The sequence below is a fragment of the Stenotrophomonas sp. PS02297 genome (assembly GCF_029959705.1).
Classification (GTDB): domain Bacteria; phylum Pseudomonadota; class Gammaproteobacteria; order Xanthomonadales; family Xanthomonadaceae; genus Stenotrophomonas; species Stenotrophomonas nitritireducens.
Map to the genome: position 1 here is coordinate 1 of NZ_JASCOS010000085.1, position 15,588 is coordinate 15,588.

The following is a 15,588-nucleotide window of genomic DNA, read 5'->3' on the forward strand; positions in this document are numbered from 1 at the left end:
GCGTACCCCCCGGCCCACTCACCGCCGCCCCGGGGGGTGCCCGCCGGGATCCGCTTCCAATCTCCTGCCGGCAGGCGCGTCATGCCGCGCCTGCGCGGGCAGCCATCGCCCTTCAGGCCACGGCTTCCTCGTAACGGCGCTCCACTTCCTTCCAGTTGATCAGGCTGTAGAAGGTCTCGATGAACTCGGCGCGGCGGTTCTGGAACTTCAGGTAGTAGGCGTGCTCCCACACATCGATGGTCAGCACCGGGGTGCGGCCTTCCATCAGCGGGCTTTCCTGGTTGCCGGTCTTCTCGACCAGCAGCTTCTTGTCGGCGGTCACGCTCAGCCACGCCCAGCCGGAGCCGAACTGGGTCAGCGCGGCCTTGGTGAAGGCTTCCTTGAACTTGTCGAAGCCGCCGAGCTGCTCGTCGATGGCCTTGCCCAGCGCGCCGCCCGGGGTGCCGCCGGCGTTCGGGCCGATCACGTCCCAGAACAGCGAGTGGTTGCCGTGGCCGCCGCCCTGGTTGCGCACGCCCTGCTGCAGGTTCTCCGGCAGGGTCTTGACCTTGCGCAGCAGCTCGTCGATCGGCAGGTCGGCGTACTCGGTGCCTTCCACCAGCGCATTGAGGTTGTTGACGTAGGTCTGGTGGTGCTTGCCGTGGTGGATCTCCACCGTGGCCGCATCCATGTACGGTTCCAGCGCGTCGGTGGCGTAAGGCAGCTTGGGCAGGGTAAAGGCCATGAGGGATCTCCTTGGGTTTTATGCCTGGGGGCGTTGTTTCGTTGTCCGGCGCCTGCCGGACGGTGCACCGGCAATGGTAGGCAGGAACAGGCAACTTACCAAGGCCGATGTAAAGGAAACTTCGTCCTGCCGTGAGTACAAACGGCCGCCGGGCTACGAAAACCCGCCGATGCGATGGCCCGCGTTCAAGAAAAATCCCGCGCAGACGCGATAATCGGCCTTTCCACGCGACACAGGCCCACGCCCCATGCGCAAACCGCTGCTCCTGCTCACCGCCGCGATCCTTCTGGTGGCCGGCCTGTGGGCCATGCGCGCGCTGCAGCAGCCACCGCCGCCGCAGTTCGCGCCGTCGCTGGACGGCCCCGCCGCGCCGGCAGTCACCGAGGAGCCGCGCCAGCCAGGCGCGACTGATCCGCTGCCTGCCTTCCTGCCGCCGGAAGCGCACGACACCATCGCGCTGGTACTGCGCGGCGGCCCGTTCCCGCACCGCCAGGACGGCAGCGTGTTCGGCAACCGCGAGCGGCGCCTGCCGCAACGCCCGCGCGGCTACTACCACGAGTACACCGTGCGCACGCCGGACGTGGGCCACCGCGGCGCGCGGCGGATCATCACCGGCGGCGACCCGCCCGAGGCCTGGTACTACACCGACGACCATTACGAGACCTTCCGCGGTTTCGAAGTACCGGCCAACGGAGGCGCGCGATGAGCGACAGCGGATTCGACATGGGGCTGGAGGATGTCGGCCAGGCCGGCGTCTATGGCGTGAGCCACGGCGATCTCGGCGGACTGGCCGCCGCCGCGCGCGATGCCGGGCTGAAAGTGCTGCGCGTGGACCTGGAGTCCTGCACCGACAAGCGCACCCTGCTGCTGCGCATCGGCACCCAGTTGGATTTCCCGGCGGGCCGCGGCCGCAACTGGGATGCGCTGTCCGATGCGCTGCGCGACCTGTCCTGGCTGCCCGCCAACGGTTACGCGCTGCTGTTCGGCGATGCCGGCGACCTGCGCCAGGGCAGCCGCGGCGATTTCGACACGCTGCTGGACATCCTCGCCGAAGCCGCGGCCAGCTGGGCCGAGGACAATGTGCCGTTCTGGGCGTTCTTCGAACTGCCCGGCGGCGGCGAGGATGCCGCCGACGCGGGCGACGCCTGAACCGGCCTCAGGCAGCTGCTTCCGCCGGCCCCTTGAGCTCGATCACATTGCCGTCCGGATCGGTGAAATACAGCGAAGGCCCGTCGCCCTCAGCGCCGAAGTTGACCTCTGCCGCGCCCAGCGGGGCGAGTCCATGGCGATGCAGGTGCGCGACGATGCCCGTCTCGTCGAAGGGTTCGATGCGCAGGCACAGGTGATCGACATTGCGCGCCCCCTGCCCGGGCGCCTCGCCACCGCGCGCCCCCAGGGGGCCATCCACGTTCACCAGATCGATCATCGACGCACCGGCGCGCAGATGGACCAGGCCCAGATCCCCGCGCCGCCGGACCACTTCGCAGCCGAGCACGGCGCCATAGAAGGCGATGCTGCGCCGCAGGTCGCGGACGCGGAAGACCACGTGGTCGATGCGCTGAACCGAGAACGGCGCTTCCATCGCATGCTCCATGAAGAAACCGGGGGAAGCGCGGCCGCTGGCCGGCTCTTCCGCGCCCCGATTGTCACACGGCAACCACCGCGCGCTGGCCCGGCGGCAGGAGGACGGCATTCACCAGCGGGCATGCAGGAGCGCACTTCAGTGCGCTCCTGCGGGTTTCCCACGGCTGCCTGGATCAGCTGTCCAGCTCTTCCCAGCGTGCGTAGGCCGCGTCCAGTTCGGCCTGCACTTTGGACAACTGCTGCGTGTGCGCGGTGACTTCGGCGCTGGAACGGGTATAGAACGCCGGGTCGTTCATCGCGCTGGTCAGGCCTTCCACGTCCCGCTCCAGCTGCTCGATCTTCGCCGGCAGCTGTTCCAGTTCGCGCGCGTCCTTGAAGCTGAGCTTGCGCCTGGCCGGCGCCGCCTCGGCCACGGCCACGGGCGCGGCCGCCGGCTGCACGGCGGGCACCGCGGTGGCAGACGCCTTGGCCACGGCCATCGCGCTCTGCGCCGGTGCCGGGCGCTGGCGCAGCGAGTCGGTATAGCCGCCGATGTAGTCGCCCACCCTGCCCTCGCCCTCCAGCACCAGGGTCGAGGTGACCACGTTGTCGAGGAAGTCGCGGTCGTGGCTGACCAGCAGCAGGGTGCCGGTGTAGTCGCCCAGCAGCTCTTCCAGCAGCTCCAGGGTCTCCACGTCCAGGTCGTTGGTCGGTTCGTCCATCACCAGCAGGTTGGACGGCTGCGCGAACAGCTTGGCCAACAGCAGGCGGTTGCGCTCACCGCCGGACAGGCGGGTGATCGGTGCACGCGCGCGCTCCGGGGTGAACAGGAAGTCCTGCAGATAGGCATGCACATGCTTGCGCTTGCCGTTGAGGTCGATGAAGTCCGCGCCTTCGGCCACGTTCTCGATCGCGCTCCAGTCCTCGCGCAGAGTGGCGCGGTACTGGTCGAAATAGGCGATCTGCAGGTTGGTGCCCTGGCGCACTTCGCCGCTGTCCGGCTGCAGCTCGCCCAGCAGCAGCTTGAGCAGGGTGGTCTTGCCGCTGCCGTTGGGGCCGATCAGGCCGATGCGGTCGCCACGCAGGATGGTGGTTTCGAAATCCTTGACCATCACCCGCTCGCCAAAGGCGAAGGAGATGTTCTTGATATCGATGACCTTCTTGCCGGAGTTCTCGGCGCCGGCCGCTTCCAGCCTGACGTTGCCGCCCAGCTCGCGGCGCTGGCTGCGCTCGTTGCGCATGGCCTTGAGCCGGCGCACGCGGCCTTCGTCGCGGGTGCGGCGCGCCTTGATGCCCTGCCGGATCCACACTTCCTCCTGCGCCAGCAGCTTGTCGAAACGGGCGTTCTCCTGCGCCTGCGCGTTGAGGCGCTCCTCGCGGCGGCGCTCGTAGTTCTCCCAGTCCCCCGGCCAGCTGGTGACCTGGCCGCGGTCGATCTCGACGATGCGGGTGGCCAGCGCACGCAGGAAGCGACGGTCGTGGGTGACGAACACCACGCAGCCGTTCCAGCCCTTGAGGAAGCCTTCCAGCCAGTCGATGGCCTCGATGTCCAGGTGGTTGGTCGGCTCGTCCAGCAGCAGCACGTCCGGGCCGGCCACCAGTGCGCGCGCCAGCAGCACGCGGCGCTTCATGCCGCCGGACAGGCGCCCGAACTCGGCATCGCCATCCAGTTCCAGCTTGGTCAGGGTCTCGGCCACGCGCTGGTCCAGCGCCCAGCCATCGGCGGCATCGATCCTGGCCTGCACCTTGCCCATGGCATCGCCGTCGAACACTTCGGCATGGCTCAGGCGATGGAACTCGGCCAGCCAGTGGCCCAGCTCGCCCAGCCCGTCGGCGACCACGTCGAACACGCTGCCGGCGGCGCCATGCGGCACTTCCTGTTCCAGGCGGGTGACGCGCACGCCCTGCTGGACGCGCACTTCGCCGTCGTCGGGCTTCAACTCGCCGGCCATCAGCTTCATGAGGGTGGATTTGCCGGCGCCATTGCGGCCGATCAGGGCGATGCGCTCGCCAGTCTCGATCGACAGTTCGGCTTTTTCCAGCAACAACGGGCCGCCGACGCTGTAGTCGACGTTCTGCAGGGTGATCAAAGGCATGTGCGTATTGTACGGGAGCCGGGCTCAGGCGTCGGCGAACGTGCCCTCGTCCAGCGCCAGCAGGCGGCGCAGGCTCGGTGGCACCCGCTTGCCCGGGTGCCGTACCACCCACAGTTGCCGGCGCAGCGGTGGCAAGGGCGTGGACAGCTCATGCAGCCGCCCCAGCGCGACCAGGTCGGCCACCGCGTGCCGCGACAGGCAGGCCAGGCCGAGTCCCGCCACCGCCCCCTGCTTGATCGCTTCGGTGCCCCCGAGCTGCAGCACCTCGGCCAGGCCGTGCAGGTGCGGCAGCAGCGCCTGCTCGGCCGCCTCGCGGGTGCCGGAGCCGGGCTCGCGCAGCAGCCAGCAGGCAGCGCGCAGCTGCGCCATGTCCGCTCCCGCTCGCAGCAAGGCCGCCTGCGGGTGGCGGTCGCCGAAAACGATGACCAGTTCGTCCTCGCGCCAGGTCGCCACCTCCAGGCCCGGTTCGTGGCACGGACCCTCGATCAGGCCGATGTCCACCTCCAGCCGCTGTACCGCGCTGGCCACCTCACGGGTATTGCCGATCACCAGGTCGACATGGGCCAGGCCATTGCCGTCGCGCAGGTCGGCGATGCGCGCCGGCATCAGGTAGTTGCCGATGGTGGTGCTGGCCCCGACCCGCCAGCGCACCGGCGCGGCGGCTTCATCGCCCAGGCGGAAGCGGCGTTCGATGTCGTCCATGCCTGCCAGCAATGCGCGTGCCTCCGGCAACAGGGCGCGACCGTGGCCGTTCAGCACCAGCCGCCGGCCGATACGGTCGAACAGCGCCAGTCCGAGAAGATTCTCCAGCTCGCTCAATGCCGCGCTCACCGCCGACTGCGACAGGCCGATGGCTTCGCCCGCGGCCGTGGTCGTTCCCGCCTCGGCGATGGCCGAGAAGATCTGCAACTGGCGCAGGGAAAGATGCATGATTTACCTGCTGGATAGATAATTCATACAAATACTATCTGTTTTACGGATTGAATGACGGGGGGCAGGATGGGCCACCTCCTGATAACCGTCCGTCATGAACACCGCCATGCAAGGGCCGGCCCCGGCCCGTCGCTCCCGCTTCCTCCCCGGCCTGCTGCTGACCCTCGCCATCGCCGGCCTGTCCATCTGGCTCGGCACCCTGCCGTGGCTGCAGGCGCACGGCATCAGTGCGCTGACGCTGGCCATCGTGATCGGCATCGCCCTGGGCAATACCGTCCATGGCGCGCTGGCGCCGCGCGCGGCGGCCGGCGTCGGCTTCTCCAAGGCCACGCTACTGCGCGCCGGCATCATCCTCTACGGCCTGCGCCTGACCCTGCAGGACATCGGCCAGGTCGGCGCCACCGGCGTGGTGATCGACGCGCTGGTGCTGTGTTCCACCTTCGCCCTGGCCTGGTGGCTGGGCTGCCGGGTGCTGGGACTGGAACGCAACACCGCCCTGCTGATCGGCGCCGGCAGCTCCATCTGCGGTGCCGCCGCGGTGATGGCCGCCGAACCGGTGGTCAAGGGCCGCGCCGAACAGGTGGCCGTCGCCGTGGCGACCGTGGTCGTGTTCGGCACGCTGGCGATGTTCCTGTACCCGCTGCTCTACCAATGGGGCGTGGCCGCCGGCTGGATGCCGCTGGACGAGACCGGCTTCGGCGTGTTCACCGGTTCCACCGTGCACGAGGTGGCGCAGGTGGTGGTCGCCGGCCGCGCGGTCAGCCAACCGGCCGCCGATGCCGCGGTCATCGCCAAGATGGTGCGGGTGATGATGCTGGCGCCGTTCCTGGTCGGGCTGTCGGCGCTGCTGGCGCGCGGTCGCCCTGCCGGCGACGGCCAACGCTCGAAGATCACCGTGCCGTGGTTCGCCTTCGGCTTCATCGCCATGGTCGGCTTCAACTCGCTGCAGTTGCTGCCCACGCGCCTGGTCGCCACGCTGGTCGACCTGGACACCGTCCTGCTGGCGATGGCGATGGCGGCCCTGGGCCTGACCACGCATGTCTCGGCCCTGCGCCAGGCCGGCGCCAGGCCGATGCTGCTGGCGGTACTGCTGTTCGCCTGGCTGATGGGCGGCGGGATGCTGATCAACCTCGGCGTGCGTGCCCTGCTGTAGGCGCAGCCTCGGTCGCGAAGGGCTTTCCCGCCAAGCCCCCTTTCGCGACTGAAGCCACTCCTACATTCCGTCGTGGCATCTGCGAAAATGCCGCATGACCGATTTCTCTTCGCTGCCGCTGATCCCGGCCCTCGCTCCCGGCATCGACGCGCTGGGCTATACCGCCATGACCCCGGTGCAGGCACTGAGCCTGCCGCCGATCCTGGAAGGGCGCGACGTGATCGCACAGGCCCCCACCGGCAGCGGCAAGACCGCCGCTTTCGGCCTGGGCCTGCTCAACCGGCTCGACCCGGCCACCATCCGCACCCAGGCGCTGGTGCTCTGCCCCACCCGCGAACTGGCCGACCAGGTCGGCAAGCAACTGCGCAAACTGGCCACCGGCATTCCCAACCTCAAGCTGCTGGTGCTGACCGGCGGCGTGCCGCTGGGCCCGCAGCTGGCCTCGCTGGAAGCGCACGACCCGCAGGTGGTGGTGGGCACGCCCGGCCGCGTGCAAGAGCTGGCGCGCAAGCGCGCGCTCAACCTCGGACAGGTGCGCACCTTCGTGCTCGACGAAGCCGACCGCATGCTCGACATGGGCTTCGAGGAACCCATCCGTGAAATCGCCGGCCGCACCCACAAGGAGCGCCAGAGCCTGCTGTTCTCGGCAACCTTCCCCGATGAGATCCGCGAACTGGCGCGCGCCCTGCTCAACGAACCGGTGGAAGTCACCATCGACGGCCAGCAGGAAGCCCCGGCCATCAAGCACCTGTTCTTCGAGGTCGAATCCGCGCACCGGCAGAAGGCGCTGGCCGGCCTGCTGCTCAAGTACACGCCCGAATCGGCGGTGGTGTTCTGCAATACGCGCAAGGACGTGGACGAGGTGGCCAACTCGCTGCGCCAGTTCGGCTTCTCCGCGCTGGCCCTGCACGGCGACATGGAACAGCGCGACCGCGACGAAGTGCTGCTGCAGTTCTCCAACCGCAGCTGCAACGTGCTGGTCGCCAGCGACGTGGCCGCGCGCGGCCTGGACGTGGAAGACCTCGCCGCGGTGGTCAACTACGAGATGCCCAGCGACCTGGACACTTACCGCCACCGCGTCGGCCGCACCGCCCGCGCCGGCCGCAGCGGCCTGGCGCTGAGCCTGGTCGCCGGCCGCGAGCGCCACCGCGCCGACGCGCTGGAAGCCGACCAGGGCAGCGCCCTGGACTGGCAGAAAACGCCGCTGGCCACCGCGCGTCCGGCACAGCTGCCGCAGGCGGCGATGACCACGCTGCGGATCGACGGCGGCAAGACCGACAAGCTGCGCGCCGGCGACATCCTCGGCGCCCTCACCGGCGATGCCGGGCTCTCGGCCAAGGCCATCGGCAAGATCGACATCTTCCCCACCCGCTCCTACGTCGCCATCGCCCACGAACACGCCGGCAAGGCCGTGGCGCGGCTGGAGGCCGGCAAGATCAAGGGCAAGCGGTTCCGCGTACGCAAGATGTAGCGCCGGAACACAGGCGCGCCGCCCGGAACATTCCGGCTGGCATGAAACCGCAGGTGTGGCGCCCGCTCCCCACCGAACCCTGGCGGTGAAACCCCGGTGCGGGGCAGGCCCGGCACCGGCGATGCGGCGGCGTGCCGACCGCGCTCAATACACAAGCGTGGCCTGCAGCGGCAGGCCATCGGGCCAGCGCGGGCGACCGCCCAGTCCCTCCAGCTCCACCAGCACCGCCGCGCCCAGCACCTCGGCCTCGAGCCGACGCGCCAACAACAGCGCCGCGGCGAGCGTGCCGCCGGTCGCCAGCACGTCGTCGACCAGCAGCACCCGCGTCCCCGGCACGACGGCCCCGGTGCAGACCTCGATGCGGTCGCTGCCGTATTCCAGCGCGTATTCCTGCATCAGGGTGGCGCCGGGCAGCTTGCCCGGCTTGCGCACCGGCACGAAGCCGGCGTCCAGCTCCAGCGCAAGCGCAGCGCCGAGGATGAAACCGCGCGCTTCGACGCCCAACACCGCCTGCACGCCGGCCGCACGCCATGGATCGGCCATCGCCACGATCGCCGCACGGAAAGCGGCGGCATCGGCCAGCAACGGCGTGATGTCCTTGAAGCCGATGCCGGGCCGGGGGAAATCGGCCACGTCGCGGATCGTACTGGACCAATCAGGATATGCGTTCGTCATGTGAGCCATTGAGCCGTGGGGAATCAGGAACTGCACGACAGCATCGAACAACCCGCGCGCTCGCGCGCCCATTCCGGTCGCCGGCGCGCGAACGCCTCGCGGCCGGGCTGTTCTTCGCAGGGACGCCGCATCACCTCCAGCAGTTCGGCGACGCCGGCCGCATCGCCCTGCTCGGCGCGGTCGATGGCCTCCTGCGCCAGCCAGTTGCGCAGCACGTATTTCGGGTTGGCCGCGCGCATGATGCGACGCCGTTCCCCGGCGGGCAGGCCGGCATCGCGCACGCGCGCGGCATGGCGCTGCAGCCAGTCCAGCAGGTCCGGCATCACCCGTGCTCGGCGCCCGGGCGAATAGAACGCTTCTTCCAGCACGCCCGCATCCGGCTGATGCGGATCGACATCGGCCAACGCACGGAAAGCGAGGGTCATGTCCATCTCGCCTTCGTGCAGCAGTTTCCGGAACTGCGCCATCAGTACCTCGTCGCCTTCGCGATATGCGCCGAGACCAAGCTTGGCGAGCAGATGCCCGCGATCTTCCGCGGCGAAACGCGCCTGGAAGGCATCCAGCCCCGCCTGCAGCGGCGCCGCTTCATCGAACAGCGGCGACACCGCCTGCGCCAGCCGGACCAGGTTCCAGTACGCCACCTGCATCTGCGTGCCGAAGCGGTAGCGGCGGCCCTGCGCGTCGGTGGTGTTCGGCGTCCAGTCCGGGTCGTAGTCCTCGACCCAGCCATACGGACCGTAGTCGATGGTCAGCCCGAGCACGGACATGTTGTCGGTGTTCATCACCCCATGCACGAAGCCCACCCGCATCCACTGCGCGACCATCGTCGCGGTGCGCGTGCAGATCTCGGCGAACCAGTCGGCCCGACGCGAGGGACCGGGCTGCAGGTGCGGGAAATCGCGGTCGATGCAGAAATCCACCAGCCGCTGCAGCAGCGCAAGGTCGCCACGCGCGGCCGGCAGCTCGAAACTGCCGAAGCGGATGAACGAAGGCGCCACCCGGCACACCACCGCGCCCGGCTCGCCGCGCGCATGGCCGTCATAGAACATGTCGCGCACCACGGTTTCGCCGGTGGCGACCAGGCTCAGGGCGCGCGTGGTCGGTACGCCGAGGTGATGCATGGCCTCCGAGCACAGGAACTCGCGGATCGACGAACGCAGCACCGCCCGGCCATCGGCGCCGCGCGAATAGGGCGTTGGCCCTGCCCCCTTGAGCTGCAGTTCCCAGCGCCGACCGTCGGCCAGCAGTTCGCCGAGCGAAATGGCGCGGCCATCGCCCAGTTGCCCGGCCCACTGCCCGAACTGGTGCCCGCCATAATTGGCTGCCCACGGCTGCATGCCGGCATACAGCGCATTGCCACCGAATACCCGGGCGAAGTCCGGTGCCTGCACGGCCGCCTCGTCGATCCCCAGCATCGTCGCCACTTCGGGCGAATGCGCCAGCAACCGCGGCGCCGCCACCGGCGTGGGCAACACGTGCGACCAGGCCGCGCCCAGCACCTCGCGGCGGCGCGATCCGGTTTCAGCATCGCCGGGCAGTTCGTGCAGGAAACGGTTGTCGAAATGCAGCGCGGAAGTATCCATCGGCACAAGATGGGGGCTGGGCACGGTGTCACAAGCGCCGCTGCCGGACGGGCGCGCGCCCGCATCAGGCATCGCAGGGAACGCCTCGTCACTTCGCCCGTTCATGCCCCGAGCCGGAAGATGTCCATAAAAAAGCCGCCCGGAGCGGCTTTTGCCATCGCCCCTCGATGGCCCGGAAGGTCGCCGCCTGCAGGGCGGACGCAAACAAAAACGCCGGAAGCTTTCGCTTCCGGCGTTCTGGCTACCTTGCGGTGGCGGGAGGTCGATTAGACCGCCTGCACCTGGTCAGCCTGCATGCCCTTCTGGCCCTGCACGGCGACGAAGGTCACCTTCTGGCCTTCCTGCAGCGACTTGAAGCCGGTGCCCTGGATGGCACGGAAGTGCACGAACAGGTCGGGGCCGCTTTCCGGGGTGATGAAACCAAAACCCTTGGCATCGTTGAACCACTTCACCGTGCCGGTCTGACGCTCAGACATTACAAACTCCTGGAACTATTGATTGGAAATCGCAGCCGCCGGGGATCGGGGCCGAGACTGAGTTGCAGGCGTTGGTAAAACGGAACGATGAGCGGATCGGTGAGGATCAGCTGCATCAGGCCACGATTCACGGTGACCCTTGCAAGCACAGTGGGGCGAAAGATACGCGGCTTTCCGCCAAAAAGCGACAAATACCGTATTCATCGGCCCGGGCGGGCGGCGCCCGGACAACAATCCCGGCAAATTCATTGACTTGGCGCCTCCCTGCAGGGTCCGCATACCCCGGAGCGGCCACCCCGGCGGCTAGACTGCGCGGCATGGAATCCACCGCCATCGCCTCCTCGCCGAGGATCTGGGTAGACGCCGACGCCTGCCCCGCCGTCATCCGCGACATCCTGTACCGCGCCGCCGGGCGCACCCGGATCGAGGTGGTCCTGGTCGCCAACCGCTGGCTGCAGACACCGTCCTCGCGCTTCATCCGCGCCATGCAGGTTACCGGCGGCCCGGACGTGGCCGACGACGCGATCGTCGAGCGCGTCGCCGCTGGCGACCTGGTGGTGACCCAGGACATCCCGCTGGCCGCCCGGGTACTGGCCAAAGGCGCTGCCGCGCTCGATCCGCGCGGCGAGCCGTTCAGCGCGGACAGCATCGCGCAGCGCCTGTCGATACGCGATTTCATGGCCGAACTGCGCGGCGCCGGCGTGCAGACCGGCGGTCCGCCCAGCCTGCATGCACGCGACCGGCAGGCCTTCGCCGCGCGGCTTGACCAGTGGCTGGCACGGCAACGCTGAAGCGCAGGCCGCCGGGCGTGCGCCCGCGCAGTAGAATGGCGGTCTTTGCCCCGTGATCCCATGGCCCTCACCGCCACCATCCGCAAGGCCGAGCTGCAGATCAGCGACATGGACCGCGGCTACTACGCGACCCACCACCTGACCCTGGCCCAGCATCCCTCCGAGACCGACGAGCGCCTGATGGCGCGCCTGCTCGCCTTCGCGCTGAACGCCGACGACCGCCTGGAGTTCGGCCGCGGCCTGAGCACCGACGACGAGCCGGACCTGTGGCAGCACGACTACACCGGCGACATCCTGCAGTGGATCGACCTGGGCCACCCGGACGAATCGCGCGTGCGCAAGGCCTGCAACCGCAGCCGCCAGGTACAGGTGATCAACTACGGCGGCAACGCCTCGGACATCTGGTGGCAGAAGCAGGGCAAGAGCCTGGCCCGTTTCGGCAACCTGTCGGTGGTGGACCTGGACGCCGGGTTCGTCGAGCGCTGGGGCCAGCAGATCCAGCGGGCGATGCGCTGGAGCGTGCTGATCCAGGATGGCGAGGTGCAGATCCTCAACGACCAGGTCCAGCTCGACGTCATTCCCGCCTGGCGCAAGCGCGCGACGGCCTGAGCGCGCGGTGGCGATGAATCCAGGCACCGGCACGCACCGCTGCGACGTACTGGTGATCGGCGCCGGCGCCGCCGGGCTGATGTGCGCGCTTACCGCCGGCCAGCGCGGCCGCATCGTGCAGGTGATCGACCATGCCAACAAGGTCGGCAAGAAGATCCTGATGTCCGGCGGCGGCCGCTGCAATTTCACCAATACCGGCACTACCGCCGCCAACTTCCTTTCGGCCAACCCGCATTTCTGCAAGTCGGCGCTGGCCCGCTACACCCCGTCCGATTTCATCGACATGGTCCAGCGGCACCGCATCGCCTGGCACGAGAAGGAACTGGGGCAGCTGTTCTGCGATGTCTCCTCCAAGCTGATCGTGCGCATGCTGCTGGACGAATGCCAGCAGGCGGGCGTGCGGATCCGTACCGACTGCGCGGTGGAAGGCATCGAACGCGGCGCCGACGGTTTCCGCGTGCGCACCGCCCATGGGCTGTTCCACTGCGCCTCGCTGGTGATCGCCAGCGGCGGCCTGTCCATTCCCAGCATGGGCGCCAGCGGCTTCGGCTACGAGGTCGCGCGCCAGTTCGGCCACGACGTGCTGCCCACCCGCGCCGGGCTGGTGCCGCTGACCCTCAGCGGCAGACACCAGGAACGTTTCGCCGACCTCAGCGGCGTGGCGCTGCCGGTGGAAGCGCGCTGCAACGGGAAGAGTTTCCGCAACTCCATGCTGCTCACCCACCGCGGCATCAGCGGGCCGGCGATCCTGCAGATCTCCTCGTACTGGCAGCCCGGCGACGACCTGCGCCTGGACCTACTGCCCGGCCACGACGCACTGGAATGGCTGCGCGCGATGAAGCGCGAACGCGGCGCCTCGGAACTGCGCACGGTGCTGGCCGAGGTCATGCCCAAGCGGATGGCGCAGCGCCTGTGCGAACACTGGCTGCCGGACCGGCCGGTACGCCAGCTCGACGAGCCGCAGCTGAAACAGGCCGCGGCCGTACTGGCGGATTTCCCGCTGGTGGCCAGCGGCACCGAGGGCTATCGCACCGCCGAGGTGACCCTGGGCGGCGTGGATACGCGCCAGGTGTCGTCCTCGACCCTGGAGTCGCGGCAGGTGCCGGGGCTGCATTTCGTCGGCGAGGTGCTGGACGTGACCGGCTGGCTCGGCGGCTACAACTTCCAGTGGGCCTGGGCTTCGGGCCATGCGGCCGGACAGGCGGTCTGAGGCGCGCACAGGAACCGCGTCACAGGCAAGCGATCCGCGCATGGACGGCACCGCACCCATGTTGTATTAAACCCGGTCAGAGGGGAGTCCTGAATGCAGAACGGCAAAGAAACAACCCTGCGCCTGCTGATCGTCGACGACAGCGCCGAGAACGCCGAGACGATCGTCAGCGCCCTGCGCAACAGCGGCATCGCCATCCGTCCGTTCCGGCCGCAGGCGCCGGCCGAGCTGGTGGAGATCCTGTCCGGCCAGTCCATCGACCTGGTGCTTTCCACGCCCTCGCAGGTGATCCCGCAGGCCCTGCTCAGCCAGCAGATCGCCGCCAGCGGCAAGGACATCCCGACGATCCTGCTGGCCGAGCAGGTCGACGAGCAGATGCTGGTGGAGTCCGGCGCCAACGGCATCCGCGCCATCGCCCTGCGCCAGCGCCCCGAACACCTGCTGGCGGTGGTCCGCAACGAATGGACCGACCTGCAGGCGCGCCGCGGCCTGCGCCGGATCGAGGCGCAGATGCGCGAGACCGAGCGCCGCTGCGACGCGCTGATCGCCTCCTCGCGTGATCCCATCGCCTATATCCACGAAGGCATGCACATCCGCGCCAACGAGGCGTATCTGGAGATGTTCGGCTACGAATCGTTCGATGACGTGGAAGGCATCTCGCTGCTGGACATGGTCGCGCCGCAGCACGTGGAGGACTTCAAGCAGCTGCTGAAGGCACTGGGCAAGGGCGAAGCGCCGCCGCCGCAGTACGAGGTGCACGCGCGCAACCAGGACGGCGACAGTTTCCCGGCGACGATGGAATTCACCGCCGCCACCTACGAGGGCGAATCCTGCTTCCAGGTGGTGTTCCGCCGCCGCGAGGAGTTCGACCCGGAACTGGCGCGCGAGGTCGAGGAACTGCGCCAGCGCGACCAGGTCACTGGCCTGCTCAACCGCCCCACCTTCATGGTGCACCTGGAAAACGCGGTGGCGCAGGTCAGCCGCAGCGAGGGCCAGTACGGCTTCCTGCTGGTCGAACCGGACCACTATGCGCGGCTGCTGCCCGACATCGGCCTGGACTCGGCCGATGCGCTGGTCGCCGCGCTGGGCCAGCACCTGGCCGCGACGCTCGGCGAGGGGTTGTCGGTCGCGCGCTTCGGCGAACACAGCTTCGCCATCCTCGCCCAGGGCGACTACGCCCATACCGTGCGGCTGGCCGAGCGCGTGCGCGAAGCCTTCGCCTCGCACGTGTTCAGCATCGGCGCGCGCTCGGCGACGGTCACCGTCAGCATCGGCGGCGTGCAGGTCGGCGAGAAGATCGCCAGTGTCGGCCAGGTGCTGGCGCGCGCCAGCGACTGCGCCCGCGCCGCGGCCGAGCTGGGCGGCAACACGGTCAAGGTCTTCGACCCGGGCGCTGCCGACCGCGTCGAGGAAGAGCGCATCCAGCGCTGGGTGGAACTGATGCGCGGCGCGCTGGAAGGCGACGGCTTCCAGCTGCACTTCCGCCCGGTCATCAACCTCATGGGCGAGGCGATCCAGCTGTACGACGCCTCGCTGCGGCTGCGCAACAACGACGAGATGGTCGGCCCCTCGACCTTCCTGCCGATCGCCGAGGACCAGGGCCTGCTGGCGTCGATCAACCGCTGGCTGGTCGGCCATGCGATCAAGGCGCTGGGCCAGCGCCGCCGCGCCGGCCACCGTACCCACCTGATGGTGCGCATCACCCCGGATTCGTTCTCCGACCCGCAACTGCTGGCGGTGATCCGCGACGGCCTGCAGGCCGAGGGCGTGGCAGGCGACCAGCTGTGGCTGCAGGTTCCCGAAGCCAAGGTATTCACCCACCTGCGCAACGCCCAGCAGTTCCTGGCCGCCGTCTCGGCGCTGGGCTGCAAGGTCGGACTGGAGCAGTTCGGCTCGGGGCTGGATTCGTTCCAGCTGCTGGCCCATTTCCAGCCGGGCTTCCTCAAGCTGGACAGCAGCTTCAGCGCCGATCCGGTACAGGCGCGCGAACAGCTGCCCAAGACCCAGGAGATCACCCGGCGCGCGCAGTCGGAGAACATCCGCACCATCGCCGAGTTCGTTTCCGACGCAGCGACGATGAGCCTGCTCTTCAGTTCCGGCGTGGACTACGTACAGGGCGATTTCGTCGGCCCGGCCGGCCCTGAAATGAACTTCGAGTTCGGCTGATCCGGAGGCGGGCGAAACGCCGCGCTTTTCGTACTGTCGGGCATTGTCCCGATGCCATCTGCCCTGTAGCGCCGGGCATCGCCCGGCGGGTCTGACCGGTAAAGCGCCAGCGGGGCGGTGCCCCGCTCTACACGGGAA

The 15,588-nt window shown here is 69.0% G+C and carries 15 protein-coding genes; 8 read left to right on the forward strand and 7 right to left on the reverse strand.

Going from position 1 to position 15,588, the window contains the following annotated elements; all coding sequences use genetic code 11:
• Nucleotides 1-112: 112 nt before the first annotated feature.
• Nucleotides 113-724 carry a superoxide dismutase gene (locus QMX80_RS14200; RefSeq protein ID WP_273083573.1) on the reverse strand — a complete coding sequence of 204 codons (612 nt, stop codon included), beginning with the start codon at nucleotides 722-724 and terminating at the stop codon, nucleotides 113-115.
• A gap of 247 nt (nucleotides 725-971) precedes the next feature.
• On the opposite strand from QMX80_RS14200, the gene QMX80_RS14205 reads away from it, so the two are divergent.
• Nucleotides 972-1,430 carry a ribonuclease domain-containing protein gene (locus QMX80_RS14205; protein ID WP_282277703.1) on the forward strand — a complete coding sequence of 153 codons (459 nt, stop codon included), beginning with the start codon at nucleotides 972-974 and terminating at the stop codon, nucleotides 1,428-1,430.
• Nucleotides 1,427-1,873 carry a barstar family protein gene (locus QMX80_RS14210; protein ID WP_282277706.1) on the forward strand — a complete coding sequence of 149 codons (447 nt, stop codon included), beginning with the start codon at nucleotides 1,427-1,429 and terminating at the stop codon, nucleotides 1,871-1,873. Before QMX80_RS14205 ends, QMX80_RS14210 begins: the two co-directional genes overlap by 4 nt.
• Nucleotides 1,874-1,880: 7 nt before the next feature.
• On the opposite strand, the gene QMX80_RS14215 is transcribed toward QMX80_RS14210, so the two are convergent.
• The 3 genes from QMX80_RS14215 to QMX80_RS14225 all read right to left on the reverse strand — a co-directional run bounded on the left by QMX80_RS14215 (nucleotide 1,881) and on the right by QMX80_RS14225 (nucleotide 5,313).
• Entirely contained in the window at nucleotides 1,881-2,306 is a 426-nt protein-coding gene (locus QMX80_RS14215) for a VOC family protein (RefSeq protein WP_282277709.1), read from the reverse strand.
• A gap of 175 nt (nucleotides 2,307-2,481) precedes the next feature.
• Nucleotides 2,482-4,383, reverse strand: a complete 1,902-nt coding sequence (locus QMX80_RS14220; protein ID WP_282277711.1) for an ATP-binding cassette domain-containing protein — start codon at nucleotides 4,381-4,383, stop codon at nucleotides 2,482-2,484.
• 24 nt (nucleotides 4,384-4,407) lie between these two features.
• Nucleotides 4,408-5,313, reverse strand: coding sequence for a LysR family transcriptional regulator (locus tag QMX80_RS14225; RefSeq protein WP_055769312.1), 906 nt, complete (start codon nucleotides 5,311-5,313; stop codon nucleotides 4,408-4,410).
• Nucleotides 5,314-5,410: 97 nt separating this feature from the next.
• On the opposite strand from QMX80_RS14225, the gene QMX80_RS14230 reads away from it, so the two are divergent.
• Both QMX80_RS14230 and dbpA read left to right on the forward strand, forming a co-directional pair.
• Nucleotides 5,411-6,469 (forward strand): YeiH family protein, encoded by a 1,059-nt coding sequence (locus QMX80_RS14230; RefSeq protein ID WP_282277712.1) that lies wholly within the window; start codon nucleotides 5,411-5,413, stop codon nucleotides 6,467-6,469.
• 94 nt (nucleotides 6,470-6,563) lie between these two features.
• Nucleotides 6,564-7,940 carry an ATP-dependent RNA helicase DbpA gene (gene dbpA / locus QMX80_RS14235; RefSeq protein WP_055769314.1) on the forward strand — a complete coding sequence of 459 codons (1,377 nt, stop codon included), beginning with the start codon at nucleotides 6,564-6,566 and terminating at the stop codon, nucleotides 7,938-7,940.
• Nucleotides 7,941-8,084: 144 nt separating this feature from the next.
• On the opposite strand, the gene QMX80_RS14240 is transcribed toward dbpA, so the two are convergent.
• The 3 genes from QMX80_RS14240 to QMX80_RS14250 form a co-directional block, all read right to left on the reverse strand.
• Nucleotides 8,085-8,624 carry an adenine phosphoribosyltransferase gene (locus tag QMX80_RS14240; RefSeq protein ID WP_282277713.1) on the reverse strand — a complete coding sequence of 180 codons (540 nt, stop codon included), beginning with the start codon at nucleotides 8,622-8,624 and terminating at the stop codon, nucleotides 8,085-8,087.
• A 14-nt stretch (nucleotides 8,625-8,638) separates the two neighbouring features.
• Nucleotides 8,639-10,198: a protein adenylyltransferase SelO gene (locus QMX80_RS14245; RefSeq protein ID WP_282277714.1), complete on the reverse strand. Its 1,560-nt coding sequence runs from the start codon at nucleotides 10,196-10,198 to the stop codon at nucleotides 8,639-8,641.
• A gap of 266 nt (nucleotides 10,199-10,464) precedes the next feature.
• Nucleotides 10,465-10,674 carry a cold-shock protein gene (locus QMX80_RS14250; RefSeq protein ID WP_055769319.1) on the reverse strand — a complete coding sequence of 70 codons (210 nt, stop codon included), beginning with the start codon at nucleotides 10,672-10,674 and terminating at the stop codon, nucleotides 10,465-10,467.
• Nucleotides 10,675-10,991: 317 nt separating this feature from the next.
• On the opposite strand from QMX80_RS14250, the gene QMX80_RS14255 reads away from it, so the two are divergent.
• The 4 genes from QMX80_RS14255 to QMX80_RS14270 all read left to right on the forward strand — a co-directional run bounded on the left by QMX80_RS14255 (nucleotide 10,992) and on the right by QMX80_RS14270 (nucleotide 15,450).
• On the forward strand, nucleotides 10,992-11,465 hold the full coding sequence (locus QMX80_RS14255; RefSeq protein WP_282277715.1) for a YaiI/YqxD family protein: 474 nt from the start codon (nucleotides 10,992-10,994) through the stop codon (nucleotides 11,463-11,465).
• Nucleotides 11,466-11,525: 60 nt separating this feature from the next.
• Entirely contained in the window at nucleotides 11,526-12,074 is a 549-nt protein-coding gene (locus tag QMX80_RS14260; RefSeq protein WP_055769322.1) for a YaeQ family protein, read from the forward strand.
• Between the two features lie 13 nt (nucleotides 12,075-12,087).
• Entirely contained in the window at nucleotides 12,088-13,284 is a 1,197-nt protein-coding gene (locus QMX80_RS14265; protein WP_273083621.1) for an NAD(P)/FAD-dependent oxidoreductase, read from the forward strand.
• 93 nt (nucleotides 13,285-13,377) lie between these two features.
• Nucleotides 13,378-15,450 carry an EAL domain-containing protein gene (locus QMX80_RS14270; protein WP_273083589.1) on the forward strand — a complete coding sequence of 691 codons (2,073 nt, stop codon included), beginning with the start codon at nucleotides 13,378-13,380 and terminating at the stop codon, nucleotides 15,448-15,450.
• The last annotated feature ends 138 nt before the right edge of the window (nucleotides 15,451-15,588 follow it).